The sequence below is a fragment of the Actinotignum sp. usb-actsch-213 genome (genome assembly GCF_059085665.1).
Map to the genome: position 1 here is coordinate 40,064 of NZ_JBHNSQ010000027.1, position 14,787 is coordinate 54,850.

Annotated in this window: 10 protein-coding genes; 7 read left to right on the plus strand and 3 right to left on the minus strand. The window is 61.3% G+C overall.

Annotated features, from left to right (window positions below):
• Positions 1-45: 45 nt before the first annotated feature.
• Entirely contained in the window at positions 46-1,344 is a 1,299-nt protein-coding gene (locus tag AC5RK6_RS02200) for an MFS transporter (RefSeq protein ID WP_279058326.1), read from the minus strand.
• Positions 1,341-2,834 carry a CCA tRNA nucleotidyltransferase gene (locus AC5RK6_RS02205; protein ID WP_435730776.1) on the minus strand — a complete coding sequence of 498 codons (1,494 nt, stop codon included), beginning with the start codon at positions 2,832-2,834 and terminating at the stop codon, positions 1,341-1,343. Before AC5RK6_RS02205 ends, AC5RK6_RS02200 begins: the two co-directional genes overlap by 4 nt.
• Before the next feature lie 36 nt (positions 2,835-2,870).
• On the opposite strand from AC5RK6_RS02205, the gene AC5RK6_RS02210 reads away from it, so the two are divergent.
• From AC5RK6_RS02210 to AC5RK6_RS02240, 7 genes are all read left to right on the plus strand, one after another.
• The gene (locus tag AC5RK6_RS02210; protein WP_081637277.1) at positions 2,871-3,410 is read left to right on the plus strand and encodes an NUDIX hydrolase; all 540 of its coding nucleotides are present in this window, start codon (positions 2,871-2,873) and stop codon (positions 3,408-3,410) included.
• Positions 3,407-5,932, plus strand: a complete 2,526-nt coding sequence (locus AC5RK6_RS02215; RefSeq protein WP_435730775.1) for a DUF6049 family protein — start codon at positions 3,407-3,409, stop codon at positions 5,930-5,932. The genes AC5RK6_RS02210 and AC5RK6_RS02215 overlap by 4 nt, the downstream gene beginning before the upstream one ends.
• Positions 5,933-5,968: 36 nt before the next feature.
• Positions 5,969-8,569, plus strand: coding sequence for a protein kinase family protein (locus AC5RK6_RS02220; protein WP_435730774.1), 2,601 nt, complete (start codon positions 5,969-5,971; stop codon positions 8,567-8,569).
• A gap of 136 nt (positions 8,570-8,705) precedes the next feature.
• Complete coding sequence (trxB, locus tag AC5RK6_RS02225) at positions 8,706-9,680, plus strand: thioredoxin-disulfide reductase (RefSeq protein ID WP_320757406.1); 975 nt, start codon at positions 8,706-8,708, stop codon at positions 9,678-9,680.
• Between the two features lie 175 nt (positions 9,681-9,855).
• Positions 9,856-10,440, plus strand: coding sequence for a YbbN family protein (locus AC5RK6_RS02230; RefSeq protein ID WP_320757405.1), 585 nt, complete (start codon positions 9,856-9,858; stop codon positions 10,438-10,440).
• Positions 10,441-10,676: 236 nt separating this feature from the next.
• Positions 10,677-11,960 carry an aminotransferase-like domain-containing protein gene (locus AC5RK6_RS02235; RefSeq protein WP_320757404.1) on the plus strand — a complete coding sequence of 428 codons (1,284 nt, stop codon included), beginning with the start codon at positions 10,677-10,679 and terminating at the stop codon, positions 11,958-11,960.
• A gap of 27 nt (positions 11,961-11,987) precedes the next feature.
• Positions 11,988-13,007 carry a D-alanine--D-alanine ligase family protein gene (locus AC5RK6_RS02240; RefSeq protein ID WP_435730773.1) on the plus strand — a complete coding sequence of 340 codons (1,020 nt, stop codon included), beginning with the start codon at positions 11,988-11,990 and terminating at the stop codon, positions 13,005-13,007.
• A gap of 467 nt (positions 13,008-13,474) precedes the next feature.
• Here the strand turns inward: AC5RK6_RS02240 and AC5RK6_RS02245 are convergent, their stop codons facing one another.
• Complete coding sequence (locus AC5RK6_RS02245; RefSeq protein ID WP_320757402.1) at positions 13,475-14,785, minus strand: ParB/RepB/Spo0J family partition protein; 1,311 nt, start codon at positions 14,783-14,785, stop codon at positions 13,475-13,477.
• Between the last annotated feature and the right edge of the window lie 2 nt (positions 14,786-14,787).

Sequence of the window (14,787 nt, forward strand, 5' to 3'; positions counted from 1 at the left end):
GCCGCGGCGGGTCGCGGTGGCGGCGTCGTACCGTGAGCGGAGCGGCTACAGCGTGACCGGGGTGGGCCGCCCGCCGCTGGAACGCACGAAAAGCGCGTACGCTCCCGCCACGCACCAGACCATGACGATAAGGGCGAGCTGCACCTCGCGCGACCATCCGATGCTCGGCAAGACGAGAATCGCCACCCCGGCCGCGATGCATTCGGAAATATTGAAGAGGACGTCGTAAATAGAGAAGGCGCGGCCGCGGAAAGTATCCGCGGTATCGGATTGCACAATGGTATCCACCGCGATTTTGGCGCCCTGCACCCCGATCCCGAAGATGAACAGCCCGGCCATCACCCAGCCAAGGTCCGTGGTCGCCGCGATAATCGCCTGCCCGGCGGTGCCGCCCACCAGCGCGCACACCACCCACCAGCTCGGGCTCATGCGTTCGTGGGCGAGAGGCGTGAGAATAATGGAAACCCCGTGCCCGAGGACCATCATGCCGAGCAGCATGCCGAAGTAGGCGATGCCGGCATCGGCATTAGCCGGGTCGGCGTAGAGGTTACGGCCGGCCAGCACGATGGCGATGAACTGCATTCCGTAGACGAAACGGTGCAGGGACATGGTGGTGAGGGCCGCGGCCGGGGTGCGGCGGGCAATAAGGTAGCGCAGCGCCGCCACGAGGTCGCGGGCCGCCTGCGCGAGCGCCGTGCCGAACGAACCGCGCGGGCGGGTATGCGGGCCCAGTTCGTCGCGCCCCAGCAGGCTCGCCACCCCCGATCCGCCCAGGTAGAGCGCCAGTGCGCACACCAGCGCCCCCACTTTTTGCATTTCTTCTCCGGGCAGCGCGAGGCGCAAAAAGAACGCCAGAATCGCGCCCAGCGCGGTGGAGGCCCCGCCCAGGGTCGGCACCAGGGAATTCGCCACGAGCAACCGCTCGCGCGATTCCACCACATTGGGCAGCCCGGCGCTCATGCACGCGAGGAGAATCCGGTTGAGCCCGAGGGTGACGAGGGCCAGCACGTAGGTGAGCCACGCAATATTCGCCAGGGTAGTGACCACCAGCGCCACCGTGAGCCCGGCCCGGATCTGGTTGCCGTACACCAGGATTTGGCGGCGGCGCCACCTGTCAATAAACGGCCCGGTGAAAGGCCCGACCAGGGAGAAAGGTAGGAGCAGCACCACGAGGGAGAGCGCCACCCCGTGCACATCCGCGTTCGCGGCCGGGTTGAAGAAGAACAGGGAGGCCAGGCCGATTTGGAACATGCCGTCCCCGCACTGGGTGACGAGCCGAACCGACAGCAGCTTGAGGAATCCCCGCGAGCGGGCCAGGGAGCGCAGATCACCAACGAGTTTCACTGGGCGTCCCACCATTCCAGCAGGCGCTTTTCAGCTTCTTCCACACCTAGCGGGCCTTCGTCCAGGCGCAGGGAGAGGAGGTACTGGCGGGCTTTGCCCACTTGCGGGCCGGGTTCGAGGCCGAGCAATTCCATAATGCGGGTGCCGTCGATATCGGGGCGTACCGCCTCGAGTTCCTCGCGTTCGCGCAGCTCAACGATGCGGCGTTCCAGTTCGTCATTCGCGGCGTGCAGGCGCGCCACCCGGCGCCGGTTCTGGGAGGTGATATCGGCGCGGATGAGGCGCAGCAGGCGCGGGAGGAGTTCCCCGGCATCGCGCACGAAGCGCCGCACCGCGCTATCGGTCCAGTCGTGTTCGCCAAATCCGAAAGCCCGCAGGTGCAGCTCAACGAGGCGCGCCACGCTTTTCGTCGTCGTTTTATCGAAACGCAGTTCGCGCATGCGCGCACGGGTCATTTTCGCGCCCACTACATCGTGGTGGCGGAAAGTCACCGAACCGTCGCGTTCGAAACGGCGGGTGGCAGGCTTGCCGATGTCGTGGAACAGCGCGGCCAGGCGCAGAATGAGGTCCGGCCCGGGCACCTCCTCATCTTCCAGCGCGATGGCGTTATCCACCACTTGCAGGGTGTGCTGGTACACGTCCTTGTGGCGGTGCTGGGCGTCCACGGTATCGGTGAGCGCCGCGATTTCGGGCAGCACACGTTCCGCCACGCCGGTATGGACAAGCAGCTCAATGCCGCGGCGCGGAGCCGGGGCGGTCATGAGGCGCTCCAGTTCGGCGCGGATACGTTCCTGCGAGACGATCTCGAGGCGCTCGGCGTAATCTTCCATCGCCCGCATAACATCCGGGGCCACATCGAAACGCAGCTGCGCCGCGAACCGCGCGGCCCGCATAATCCGCAGCGGATCATCATCGAAGGACTGCGCGGCCGTGACGGGGGTGCGCAACTGCCCGGCGAGGAGATCGGCCACCCCGCCGCACGGATCCACCAGTTCGAGACCGGGCAGGCGCACCGCCATCGCGTTGACGGTGAAATCGCGCCGGGTAAGGTCACCTTCGAGGTTGTCACCGAAATCCACATCGGGTTTGCGCGAACCGATGGTGTACGTATCGGAACGGTACGTTGTTACTTCGACGACGAGGTCACCGCGCCGCGCCCCCACCGTGCCAAATTCACGCCCGATATCCCACGTGGTTCCCCACCGGGCCAGGAGTTTTTCGGTGGTTTCCGGGCGCGCCGAGGTAGTCAAATCGAAGTCGTGAATGGGTGCACCGAGGAAAGCATCACGAACCGGGCCGCCCACGAGGGCCAATTCTTCGCCGTGATCTGAGAAGATAGAAGCTAGTTGCAAGATGTCGTCCGGGAGATTCGCCAGGGCGCGCTGGCCTGCCAGGAGCAGGAGAGCGCGGCGCTGGCCCGGAGGCATATCGTCCGTTGTTGGAGTCTTCGGAGTCTGTTGAGAAGTGGTCACCCTTAAAGGTTGCCACATCCGGGGGCTCTGACCGTTAGTTGTAGTGTTAGAGGTATGTCGAAGTCAGCACCGTTGCCCTCCAAGTTCGGGGGCCGTAGATCCTGGAGGCGCGCCGCTGCCGTGCACCAGGCCTCTGCGCGGCGCCATTCACTTCCGGTGGTGAACGAAACGAGTGCGGGGGGAATTGTGATCGGGGTGCGCGGCGGGAAGGCCTATGTGGCCGTTATTGCGCGGCGCAACCGCGGCGGGCGGCTGGAGTGGTGCCTCCCCAAGGGGCACCTGGAAGGTAATGAAACGCCCGAAGAAGCCGCCGTGCGGGAAATTGCGGAGGAAACCGGGATTACCGGGCGGGTGCTCATGCATTTAGCCACCATTGATTACTGGTTCTCCGGCACCAACCATCGCGTCCATAAAGTTGTCCACCACTTTTTATTGGAGGGGATCACCGGGCATATCACCGTTGATAACGACCCGGATCACGAAGCGGAAAAGGCCGAATGGGTGCGCTTGGATCGCGTGGCATCCCGGCTGGCCTATCCTAATGAACGCCGTATTGTGGCCTCGGCCCGCGCGATTCTCGCGGGGGAGGAATGATGTGGCGGGGCGCGCTTGCCGGGCTGGTGGCTGCCTGGGTGCCGCTGGGCGCCGGGGGGCCGCTGAGCGCGCAAGCTCTTCCGGTACGTCCGGCCTCCGCACCCAGCGTGGAGATCGTGGACGTAGGTGCCCCGGTTCTCGGTAAGGACGCCACCCTCACCCTCACCGCCGCCGTGACGAATTCCACCACGGAAACACGGCATCTTAATTCGGTCTCGCTCTATATCCAGCGCTACGTCCCCTCCTCGCGCAGCGCGGTGCTCAGCTTCATGCGCGCGGAGCCCGCCGGCCTGGCCCTCTATGACACCCTCACCCCGGATGCGGATATTGCGCCCGGAACGTCCACCCGCGTTACCTTTTCGGTTCCGCGGGAGCGGATTCCCGCCGAGTGGGGGCCCCGCGGGGTCCAGGTGAGTGCCGTGGTGGATGGGGAAACGGCAACGGACCGTAGTTTTATTGTCACCGCTCCCGGCGACGACGCCGCGCCTGTCCCCATCAGTGCAATTGTGCCGGTCACGCGCTCCCTGAGCGATGTGAGCAGAACCCCGGCCCTCGAGGAGCAGGTCTACGCCAGTCTCACCGCACCCGCGCCCGGGGCCAGCCCGCAACCGCAGCCCTCGGCACCGGTGCCCTCAGCTCCGGCCGGCGCGGCCACTCCTTCGCCCACCGCACCTTCCGCCACCTCGGGAAGCCTCGCCGTACCGAGTGTCACCTCAGCTTCCGACCCGGCCGCGAGCGCCGCGTCATCCGCGCCGGCGGCATCCCAGGGGGCGAGTGCCCCGGCTGCGCCGTCGGCCCCGGGCACCGCACCTAGTTCTTCACCAACGGCTTCGGCTCCAAGTTCCGCATCGCAGGCCGAGCGGCTACCCCACCGCTTGAGCACCCTGGAGTATTTTGCCCACCCTGGTGTGAGTGCCGCCGTCGATCCGCTTCTTATCGGGGGCGATCCGGAGCGGGCCGCGCTGCGCAATTTTGAATCTGCGGCCGGGACCAGCGTGTTCTTCGGTTTGGGCGCGGACGTGGATGCCGCGGCGCTCACCCATGCCGGGCGTGCGGATAAGCTCGCCCTGGCACGGCAAGACGCGGTGCAGGCGGCACAGGCTTCCGGCTTCGCGGCGCGTTCGGATATTGCGGTGACAGCGCTGGGTGCGGACCGGGCCACCGCGCGGGCGCTGCGCGATGCGGGAGTCGCGGCGCTCATCACCACCGATGTGGATGCGACGCACGCCTCCTGGCTCAGCCCGAGCGGGCGGGTGAATATTCCGCTCGATGCCGAGGGGAATAAAACGTGTTCTTTGAGCGAAACTCGCGGTGCCGGCGCGGAAGCCGCGGGCCTTGCGGATGCGGATTCCGGAACCGCCACAAACGAAGCGGCGGATTCGGGTGAAATTGCAACGGGTCCGGATGAAGCCGCGGCACTGCGTGCGGACGGCGTGCTCTCCGCCCTGGTGCAGGGATATCTGCCCAGCTCAGATGAGGCAAATGTACTAGCCTCCGGAGGTGGGGAAGGTTTGCCGGAAGCCGCCGGGAGCCGCCTCTCCGCCATTGATGCCCGCCAAACGGCCCTCGCGCTCTCGGCAGCAACCTACCGGGAACTACCCGCCGCACCGCGCGCCCAAGTGGTGCTGGTGGACCGGCCTGAAAGTGCTGCGCTGGCGCGAGCCGGTGCTTTGCCGGATCGCGATATCGGGGCCGCGCTCGGGGCGCTCACAAGCGCACCGTGGTTAGCGCCCACCGCGGCCGGTGATCTTCTTGAGAAACCGGCGGCCGGGTGCGCCCAGCTTCCCGAGGAGCGCGTGCTGCCCGGGGAGATTTCCGCGACGCAGCTGGCCCGGGGTGATGCGCACGTCACCACAATTTCCACCACGGCCGCTCTTACTCCGCGACCCGCAGATATCACCGGGCCGGTCACCCATCACGCCGCGCAACTGGCCGGGGTGGCGCTACGCGACCACCACGAGCAACGCGAGGAACTTGCCGCGCAGCTCGCCCAGCTGGCCGAGGAGATGGCCGGTGCCGTCACGGTCCAGCCCTCCTCCACGATCAATATCATTTCGGAAAGCGCGGATCTGCCCGTGCACGTGCATAATTCCCTTCCCGTTCCGGTGGGCGCGGTGGTGGAATTGCGCGCCGAAGATTTCCGCATCGTGCCCTCCGATCCCGTTGCGGCAACGATTCCGCCCGCTGCCTCGGTGACGGTGGCGGTGCCGGTACAGGCTTCCGGCTCGGGGAATGTCACGGTGACGGCCGCGGTGACCGATCCGGTGGGTACGCCGATCGGCGCGGTGCAGGATATTAATGTGCGGGTGCGCGCCGGGTGGGAAACCACGGGGACGTATATTATTGGCGCGCTGCTCGCGGTGCTCCTGCTCGGTGGGATCGCGCGCAGCCTGCGCAGCGGGCGGCGGTCGGGCGGCGTCGATCCTGAAAAACATCTCCACAATTTACGTGAGGCTAGCGCGGCGGAAGAAGCCGGGCCGCGCGCCGTCGATAAACTGCGCGAGGAACACGAAATACCATAGGAGTAATGTGGCCGCGAGGCACGGCAAGGAGGAACTGTGAGCGCCATCGGAACCAGGGGCATGACTCTCGCCGGTCGCTACCGCCTGGAGAATTTGTACGAGGAGCAACTCGATATTGCGGGTACCGAGCAGTGGTACGCCGTGGATGATGCGCTTGGCACCGCGGTGCGGGTACTGCTCATCGGGGATATTCCCACGCGTGCGGATGCGCTGGATGCGGCACGGCGCACCGGGCTGCTCGACGACGCGCATATTGTGCGCACGCTTTCCGTCGGCGAAAAGTTCGTGGTGAGCGAGATCCCGCTGGGCACTTCGCTCACCGGCTATGTGCACGGGGAAGGTTTCGCGCCCGAGCAAGGCAAGGCAGTGGTGTGTGAACTCGCCGCGATTCTCACCCAGGTTTCCGGGCGCGGTATGCGGCATTTACGCATCACGCCTTCGCGGGTGCGGGTGGGCGATGCCGGGGATGTGTACCTGGACGGCATCGGTATTGACGCTGCTCTGGCCGGTGCGCGCACGGATGAATACGATCCGGCCAGTCTCAATAACGCCGAGGCCGCTGACCTGGTGCTGTTCTTGGCAACTTTGCTCGAAGGCACGCAGGCGGACGAAACGACGCTCGAGGCGCTGGCGCGCGATGATTCGCTGCCCGAGGATATCCGAGAAGTGTTCCGGCGCACCCTTTCCCCCGAACGCCTGCTTTCCCCCGGGGAAGTACTGCGCAGCCTCGTCCCGTTCAACCGGCCTGACCTGCGTGAATTCCCCACTCCGGTGCTAGTGGCGCCGCAGCTTCCCGGCGGCGGGGATTCCCGTTTCGGTTTCGATCCGCTGGGCGGGCATGTCCGCGGGGGCGCGATTGGCCGCGTCACCTTGGGCTCCAGTCACGTTTCCTTCGGCGCCGCTGATTCTGAGCACGACGACGCCGCAGCTGCCACCGGTGCATCTGACGTGGCAGGTAACTTCGGCGCCAGTGACTTCAGCGAGCCGTCCGCGACCGATATCGTTCCCGGAATTGACGAAAGCGTGCACGCCGGAGAAGAAGCACCAGAAAACAAGGACGTTTCAGCCGGCGATCTTTCTGAAACTGATGATCGGTCCGACGATACTGGTGAGCCAGCCGAAACCGGCGAACCAACCGAAGCTAATGAGACTCCCGTTGCTCCCTCTGCCGCATCGGCTTCTTCCGCTATCGGAGCCCAGGAATTGGACCCCGAGGGCGTTTCCGGGGCGAATTTCGAGGGTGATATCGATACCGAATTAGGTATTACCGCAGCTCCGGAAGTAGAACTCCACCCGCAGTGGGTATCACCGGAAGAATTCCGCGACGAAGAAACCGAGGTAAACACTGCTTACCATAACCGGGGCGAAACGCAAACTGAGGTAACTCCCGCAGTCCACAGCGATAGCCACAGTGGTCACGATGGCGCTGGCGGCGGCGCTCAGGATGCTGCAACACCGCGATTCCAACCGCATTTCCCCTCGTTACGCGAAGCGGAACGTGAGCTGGAAGAATGGGAGCGCGAGGCTGCGGAACACGAAGCTGCCGAACGGGCCCGTGCTGAGCGCGAAGCCGCACAATATGAACACGCAGAAAGTGAAGCCGCTGCCCAGGAACGCGATCATGATGCCGCACCCACGGTTTCCTTAAACAGTGTTCACAGTGCAGCGAGCCCGCAGCGTCGTTCCATTATGAGCGCTGGCGACGCCGACGAAACCGGAGCATTCCAGGGGACCGATATATCCCCGAGACGTCCAGCGGCAACCACACCCGCAGCCGCGGCCGCCGCAACCACCCGAGCAGCATCCGCTACCTCTCATCACTCTGCCCCGGCCGCGCCCCGTATTCACCCGATTTCCGAGGCCGCGCGCGCGAGCGGAGCGCCGGCAAAAGTTGCCGCCCGCACCCGCGGAGATCGCAAGCCGGCCACCCGGCCACCCGCTCCTTCGCGGCCGATTATCACCGACGAGGAAAATGGGCGGGATCTCGGATCGCGTATCTTCGACTCCTCCAAGCTCATCGTTGCGGGCGCCATTGCCCTGGTCGCAGTGGCTTTGTACTTTGCTGTGACCACTTTCTTCCGGCCCATGGACGTGTCCACCCGGCCGCCGGTTATTTCTGCCGCGCCCACGGCTTCGGCCAATCCGCAGGCTTCGGAAGGTCAGGGTGCCCAGCCGAGTGCGGGCGCCACGCCCAGCTCCACAACGCCGCAGATTATTTCAGCGAATCTTCTTAACCCGCAGAAGAGTGAAGCTGACGAAGACTACCCGCAGACGCTTCCACTCGCCATCGATAAGAATCCGGCGACGGAATGGGCCAGCTGGGAATACCTGCGAAATCCAAAATTTGGCTTGCTCAAAGAGGGGATGGGGATAGAGCTGCGGCTGGCGAAGCCGTCCACCGTCAAGGAAGTTACTTTACAGCTGAGCGGCCAGGGTGGACACGTACAGTGGCGTGATACCACCGCGGATCAGCCCAGCGGCGGCACCGTTGTGAACGAAGGCCCCATGAGCGCGAAAACAACACTTACTGCACCGACGCCGGTAAACAGTGATCACGTGGTGCTGTGGTTCACGGAGCTGCCCAAGAATGCAGCGGGGCAGTTCAAGCTGCAGATTTCCGAAATCACCGTGAAGTAAGCGGTGTTTACAGTCGGTGTTTACAACCGGTTGGGAATAGCTGCACATCCCGGGACGTTGTACCCAATGATGTGCCCGATGGGAGCGGTGTGCTCGCGCAACGCGGCACAATCACTCGTAAAAACACAGGAGAAATATGACCGAGAGCGATATTCGTGACGTCATCATCGTCGGATCCGGACCGGCGGGCTGGACCGCTGCGCTGTACACCGCACGCGCGGGCCTCAAGCCGCTGGTAATCGGCGGTGCCATTGATGCCGGCGGCGCACTTATGACCACCACCGAGGTGGAAAACTACCCGGGTTTCCCGGATGGAATCTTCGGCCCTGACCTTATGGCTAATATGCAGCAGCAGGCCGAAAAATTCGGTGCCGAAATGGAGTACGACGACGCCCTCTCCATGGACCTGAGCGGCGATGTCAAGATCGTGCGAACTGAGGAATCCGAATTCCGGGCCCGTACGGTTATCCTGGCCCTCGGATCGGCCTACAAGAAGCTCGGTCTGGATGGCGAGACCATGTTCGCCTCCCGCGGGGTTTCCTATTGCGCCACCTGTGATGGCTTCTTCTTCAAAGACCAGGAAATTGCCGTGGTAGGCGGCGGGGATAGCGCCGTGACGGATGCTCTTTTCCTTACCCGCTTCGCCACCAAGGTGCATGTGATCCACCGGCGCGACGAGCTGCGCGCCTCGAAGATTATGGCGGACCGCCTCCTGGCCAACCCCAAGATCGTGATGCACTGGAATAGTGAAGTCACGGATATTCGTGGGGAAGACGGCGGGTCCATGAACGCTATTACTCTCCACAACAACGTGACCGGAGAAGATTCGAATCTCGATGTGACCGGCCTTTTCGTGGCCATCGGTCATCTTCCGCGTACGAAAATTCTCGATGGGCAGCTTAAATTGGACGACGACGGCTATATCGTCGTCAACCACCCGCACACCGAAACCTCGGTTCCCGGAGTTTTCGCCTGCGGGGATGTCGTGGATCGGTACTACCGCCAGGCTATTTCCGCAGCCGGCACCGGGTGCCGGGCGGCTCTCGATGCGGAACGCTACCTCGAAAACCTCGCGGCCCAGCAGGCTGCCGCAGGTGGGAGCGCGGCGTAACTCTTGTGATGGGAGCGCTACGGGACTCCCGTGGTGAGAATTCCGCGTAATCCAGGGCGGGTACCGCTTATTTCTTTATTTCGAACCGGCGAGGTGGATTTCTGATCTGCCTCGCCGGTTCGCGTTTAGAATGGTGGAGCTAGAGTTTCTACCCGCTAGGCCGGAAGGAGGAACCGTGCCCGGGTATCGACCTGAGGTTCCTACGTTGCTGCTCTACACGGCTTCGTGGGTTCCCTATGATCGGCCAATGCGCGTGATTTTCGAGGAGAGCGTCGTCGACCTTCATCGTTTCATACCGGACGTAAGCTTCGACGCGTGGTGCGTCAACCTGGATATTCTTACCCAGCCACCCGTGGGCCCGCGGCGCGGTTACGAAACCGCTGCTGCCGGAGCTGATCCCGATAGCCAGTACGTGCTACCAGGTGGCGCTCCGGAGCATCAGATCGATTTTTCTGAGCTCTCCGCGCAAGTAACCCACGCAATCCAGCACGCCCTGGGTTATGGAGGTATTGATCCCGCCGAAGGTGAGCCTGTGAGTAGTTGCCCCGCGAATGCCGGTTCCGCGAATGCCGGTTCCGCCGATACTCGCGCGTCGAATCCGTGGGACGACGTCGCTGCTTTTATTCCGCGGCTCGAATGTCTGCCGACCCTGCTTCTTGTGCACCAGGGCAAGGAATATGCGCGCTTTGCGGGGCTTGTACCTAAACTTGAGATCCGCGCTGAACTTCTGGCACAACTCCCGGGCCTCGGGGACTCGTGAAACTCGCCAAACTCGCGGGATCCGAATAAGCGCGGTGCTGACAGGCACCTTTCTTTGCGGGTACGCTACTACCCCATAGGGCTCACACGCCCGGACTGCGGTAGCTCCGCGGTAATCCCGCGATGATCCCCGCAATGGCCTCGCGATTGAGTGATGCGTGAAGCACACCGGCGGACATTGTTTTATCGCGGCCCCGAGCGTGGCACACTTAGTGTGTTAAAAGAGAAGGAGAACGTATGGGCGAGCAGCACGCCGGTCCCGGATTTACCAGACTTGATCCATGGTACAATGTCTATGCTGATCGAGCTTTAGGAATGAAGCAATCTGAGGTTCGTCAGCTTTTCGCGGTTGCAAATCGCCCAGAAGTTGTGTCTCTCGCAGGGGGAATGCCTAATATTAGCGGGCTACCTTTAGACTTCCTCGCGGAAATGACCGCACGGCTCATCCGTAATAACGGGGCTAAAATGCTACAGTACGGCGGCGGCCAGGGCACCGAAGAACTGCGTGAAATGATCGTGGAGGTTATGCGACCCGAAGGTATTCGCGCCCACCCGGACGACATTAATATTACGACCGGCAGCCAGCAGGCCCTCGATCTTGTTTCCCAAATCTTCATTAACCCGGGTGATGTTGTTATTGCCGAAGCGCCTTCTTATGTTGGGGCCTTGGGAACTTTCCGTGCGTACCAAGCGCATGTGGTGCACGTAGACATGGATGCCAATGGCCTGATTCCCGAGCAGCTTGAGGAAACAATCAAGGATCTGGAGGCCGTCGGAAAGCCAATTAAGTTCCTGTACACCATTCCTAATTTCCATAATCCTGCCGGTGTGAGTCAATCTGAGGAACGCCGCCGGCGTATTGCCGAAATCTGCGATAAGCACCATGTTCTTATCGTGGAAGATAATCCCTATGGTCTGCTTGGCTTTGACGGTGATCCCATTCCTGCCATCCAAACCTTCAACCCGGATGGTGTTGTGTACCTGGGATCTTTCTCCAAGACCTTCGCACCGGGGTTCCGGGTGGGCTGGGCGCTGGCACCGGCTGCGCTGAGTGCGCGTCTTACCCTCGCCGCGGAAAATGCGATCCTGTGCCCGACCACTTTTGGTCAGCTCGCTATCGCGGAGTATCTGCGTACCTATGATTGGTACCAACAGGTCAAGGAATACCGCGGTATGTACGCCGAGCGGGGCCAGGCCATGCAGGCTGCGCTCGAGAAATACATGCCCATGTGCACCTGGAATAAGCCGCGCGGTGGCTTCTATACCTGGGTCAAATTACCCGGCGGCCTGAACGCGCATGAAATGCTTCCCCGCGCTGTGAAGAACCTCGTGGCGTACGTTTCCGGAACTGCCTTCTTCGCCGACGGCCAGGGTAATGACCATATGCGCCTGTCTTTCTGCTACCCCACCCCGGAACGCATTACCGAGGGCGTGCGCAGGCTTGGCGAAGTTATTAGCCAAGAAAATGATCTAGTCCAAATGTTCGGCGTGGATGATTCCTCGCCACAGGCAACGAAGTAATTCGATTGCTATCGGTTCTCATCACTGATGAGTAGAGTGAAGTCCGGAGGGAAAATGGACAATATTCTGACCGTTGCTATTCTTGCCGGTGGTCTCACGCACGAACGCGATGTATCGCTGAGTTCGGGGCGTCGGGTCGCCACGCTCCTGCGGGAAGCGGGCGCGCAGGTCAAGGTTCTCGATGTTGATGCAACCTTGCTCCAGCGCCTCAACTCCATGAATCCTACGGTGGTCTGGCCCTTGGTGCACGGCGCAACCGGAGAAGATGGAGCTCTTCAAGATCTGCTTTCTCTCAGCGGGTACCGTTTTGTAGGGTCGACGGCGAACGCCGCCCGTATCGCCTCTAATAAAACGGTCGCACAATCGCTTTTGCGCCACGCCGGGCTTGCTGTTCCCTGGTCGGTTAGCTTCCCGGAAGCTCTTTTCCGTGAAGTCGGGGTCGCGCCTATTCTTGATCTGCTTGGGGAACGCTATGAGTTCCCGCTGGTGGTGAAGCCGAATTTGGGCGGATCAGCGCTGGGAGTAACTATCGTTGATAAGCCGGGGGACCTCCCCCGGGCAATGGTCGATTGCTTCGCTTACGGGGAAGAAGCGCATGTCGAAACCTTTATCGACGGAACTGAGGTTTCTGTTTCGATTATTGATGGAGCCGATGGACCTATCGCGCTTCCTCCGGTCGAAATTGAAACCGATGGGCCGTATGATTACGACGCGCGCTACTTCGCCGGTCGTGCTAAGTACTATGTACCGGCTCGTCTTTCTGATGAGGAAAAGACTCGGGTTGCCGAGGCCGCACTCACAGCACATACCACTCTTCGACTTCGCGATGTGTCCCGAATCGACCTGATCCTGAAAGATGGTACTCCATACGTCATCGATGTTAATATTGCACCGGGAATGACGGAGACGTCGCTACTTCCCCAAGCCGTCGAAGCATATGCACGGGAAAATGGGACCAGCCCCGAATCGCTTTACCTGCAAATTCTGCACCGCGCAGCAAATCGAGACACCAGCGAACCGGAGGATCTCCCCGATATGGCGAAGTAGCGCGCATAGCAACTTCAGGAGAATCCCCAAGCAGCGGGCAATGTTTCACGTGAAACATTGCCCGCTTTTGTTTCTTAGATCAAGAAGAATCCTAGACCAAGGCTCGTACACGCCAAAATTTCGGTTTCAGTAAACGGTCTAGCCATACACATCTGGACTTCTTTCCAACCGTTGAAACTAGCCTATTTTTATACCGCCGTTCTGAAACAGCTTTCGACAGTTGATTGTGGGCTACTTTCTTACCGTCACTAACACCTAGCTTACCTTTGACACATATGTTTCACGTGAAACATTCGAGAGCGGCCTTCTCCCGCCTCCGTATTCGCGGTTGAGCTACTTCTCAACCATTATTCACAGTATCTGCACTATATAAAACCCCGACGAAATAACGAAACGGGGCAATGTTTCACGTGAAACACTGCCCCGCAACACGAAGGACCAACGATCTACTACTAACTATCTTCCCCTTAGGGAATCTCTACGCCTGTAACATCCGGTGCGAGCACGCTCAGAATGCGATTGAGATCCTCGAGTGAACCGAAGTCGATGCGCATAGTTCCCTTTGTACGGCCCATATCCACTTTGACGCGAGTATTGAGCCGGTCTCCGAGTTGCGTTGCTACCGAACTCAGTTCGTTTTCATAACGCTTGACCCGGACTCGACGCACGGAAGCCTGGGTGGACTCATCCCCAAGTGCAACGATCTCTTCAACCGCCCGAACAGACAATCCTTCTGCCACAATCCGCTGCGCGAGATGTTCCATCGCCCCTGCGTCCGCAAGACCGAGAAGCGCACGCGCGTGCCCAGATGAGAGCACACCCGCTGCCACTCTACGCTGCACCAAAGCGGGGAGCTTCAGAAGTCGTAGCGTATTGGTGATCTGTGGCCGTGAGCGTGCAATCCTCTTCGCAAGCTCATCTTGGGTGCATTGGAAGTCCTCGAGTAGTTGCTGATACGCAGCTGCTTCTTCCAGGGGATTAAGATCCGCGCGATGTAAATTCTCCAGAAGTGCATCGCGGAGCAGGTCTTCATCGGAGGTGCGCCGAATAATTGCCGGAATATGAGTCAAACCAGCCCGCTGGGTTGCTCGCCAGCGCCGCTCGCCCATGATGAGTTCGTAACGTGCCTCGGGGTGATCTTCCACAGGCTTACGGAGCGGACGAATAACAATAGGTTGGAGAACTCCCACTTCCTTAATTGACTGTGAGAGTTCCTCTAAATCGTCATCGTCGAAATTGGTACGGGGCTGGGCCCGATTGGGGATAATGACACTCACGTCGATCTCGCCGTAGGTGGCACCCGGAACTGCAACAAGATCATCGTCCGATGTTTCACGTGAAACATTGCTGGCCTTAACACCTGCCCCTGCGGTTTCGACACCTTCCACAGTTCCCACAGCTTGCGCGGTTGCTAGATCCTTTGATTCTGCAACAACGCTCTTGGCTTCGACCGCTCCGTTAATGACCTCAGATTTCTTGCCGGACACCTTCTTTTTAGGCGCAGCGGCCGACAGCTTCGAAGCCGTACGCTGCGAACCGCCCAATGTTTCACGTGAAACATTTTCGCTTACCGGACCATATCCAAGGTCGAGGGGATTAGCATCATCCTGCTGATGATCTTCGTACTGCCGTGAGCCCGCAGCTTCCGGCGACCCCGAGTCCTTCTTCTTCACCGTACCGAAAAAGATATCGATAGGGCTCTCGGTATTCTCTGCCTGTTCCGGTGGAATAAGGGCCCCGAGTCCACTACCTAAACCACGCCGTTTGCGAGTTGCCACGA